At 62.6% G+C, this 1,436-nt stretch carries 2 protein-coding genes and 1 pseudogene; 1 reads left to right on the forward strand and 2 read right to left on the reverse strand.

Annotation, left to right across the window (positions count from 1 at the left end; all coding sequences use genetic code 11):
- Positions 1 to 366, forward strand: a 366-nt coding sequence (locus ENZ74_RS31640; protein WP_127313291.1) for an ABC transporter permease subunit, incomplete at its 5' end; no start/stop codon positions are given.
- Positions 367 to 388: 22 nt separating this feature from the next.
- On the opposite strand, the gene ENZ74_RS31645 is transcribed toward ENZ74_RS31640, so the two are convergent.
- Both ENZ74_RS31645 and ENZ74_RS35505 read right to left on the reverse strand, forming a co-directional pair.
- Entirely contained in the window at positions 389 to 1,204 is an 816-nt protein-coding gene (locus ENZ74_RS31645) for an oxidoreductase (RefSeq protein ID WP_063170427.1), read from the reverse strand.
- A 95-nt stretch (positions 1,205 to 1,299) separates the two neighbouring features.
- Positions 1,300 to 1,436: pseudogene (locus ENZ74_RS35505) on the reverse strand (beta-ketoacyl-[acyl-carrier-protein] synthase II); the annotation flags it as partial.

Raw genomic sequence — 1,436 nt, forward strand, 5'->3', positions numbered from 1 at the left:
TTCTTCGCCAGCGCCTATCTCGCCGAAATCTGGCGCTCCGGCGTCGCGGCGCTACCCCTCGGTCAATGGGACGCCGGTGCCAGCCTCGGCCTGCACTATCTGCAGGAACTCAGGCTGATCATCCTGCCGCAGGCGTTTTCGATCACCCGCGCACCCACCGTCGGCTTCCTGGTGCAGCTGATCAAATCGACGGCGCTCACCTCGATCATCGGCTTCGAGGAGCTGGTGCGGACCTCCAACGCCATCAACAATGCGACCTTCGAACCGTTCAAGGTATACGGGCTGGTGGCGCTGATCTTCTTCGTCATGTGCTTTCCGCTGACGCAATACGCCCGCAGGCTCGAGAAACAGGCGGCTGCTCGCTGACGCGCCAAGGCAGCGCCCGATTTCAGACCGGCAACCCAAGCTGCTTGCGCAGGCTCTTGTCGAATTCGGATGCGGGGACGAAACGGCGCAGGAAACTGACCTGGCGCGCCATTTTTCCCGCCGCATAGCGTTTCTTCGGCGCGGGATCGGTCGCTGCTGCCAAAATGGTCTTGGCGACCACTTCGGGCGCATCGCCTTTTTCCATCGATTTCCGCACTGACATAGTCATCCCGGCGCGCGCGGAGTCGTAGATTTCGAGCGACCGGTCGGGGGCGGCAAGATTGTCCTCGAATGATGTGCGGGTATAGGCGGGCTCCACCAGCGAAACGCGAATGCCGAAGGGGCGCAATTCGTGATCGAGCGACTCGGAATACCCTTCGATGGCGTGTTTGGTCGACGAGTAAAGCGCGAAATAGGGAGCGGGGATGAACCCCTGTACCGAGCTCAAATTTACGATTCTGCCCTTCCCTTGGCGCCGCATTGCCGGCAGCACCGCGTTGGTCACGCGCAAGACGCCGAAGACGTTCACGTCGAACAGCGCCTTGGCCTGGGCGGTCGAGGACTCCTCCGCGCCGCCAAACAGCCCCATGCCGGCATTGTTGACAAGCACGTCGATGCGTCCGGCCGCGGCCAGAACGTCATCGACCATTGTCGCGACGGACGCGTCGTCGGTCACGTCGCAGGTCAGCATGGTCACGCCGGCGGATTGCTGTGAGGCCGTGCGACGGCTGGTTCCGAAGACGCGAAAGCCAGCGCCGAGCAAGGCGTCGGCGGTAGCGCGCCCGATGCCGGAAGATGCCCCTGTGACAAGGGCGACGCCGGGACTGGTCTTGTTCATGGAAATCATATCCTTCTTTGCGTTGGATCGGATTGGGAAAAGCATTGAGATAGGCCGGGGCAAAGGGCGTCGGTCATGACTGCGTCTGGCCACCGCTAGTTCCAGCGTCTGAACAGGGCGCTGGCATTCACGCCGCCAAAGCCGAAGCCATTGGAGATCGCGTACTCCATCTCCATGGGCCGGGGTGCGTTGGCGACGAAGTCGATTCCGTCGCCGGCCGGATCGGCCTCGC

The organism is Mesorhizobium sp. M7A.F.Ca.CA.002.15.2.1 (genome assembly GCF_003998715.1).
GTDB classification, from domain to species: domain Bacteria; phylum Pseudomonadota; class Alphaproteobacteria; order Rhizobiales; family Rhizobiaceae; genus Mesorhizobium; species Mesorhizobium ciceri.

Bases quoted from the DNA above. Each gene is read 5' to 3' on its own strand.
- ENZ74_RS31645 (WP_063170427.1), bottom strand. From the start codon at position 1,204: ATGAACAAGACCAGTCCCGGCGTCGCCCTTGTCACAGGGGCATCTTCC.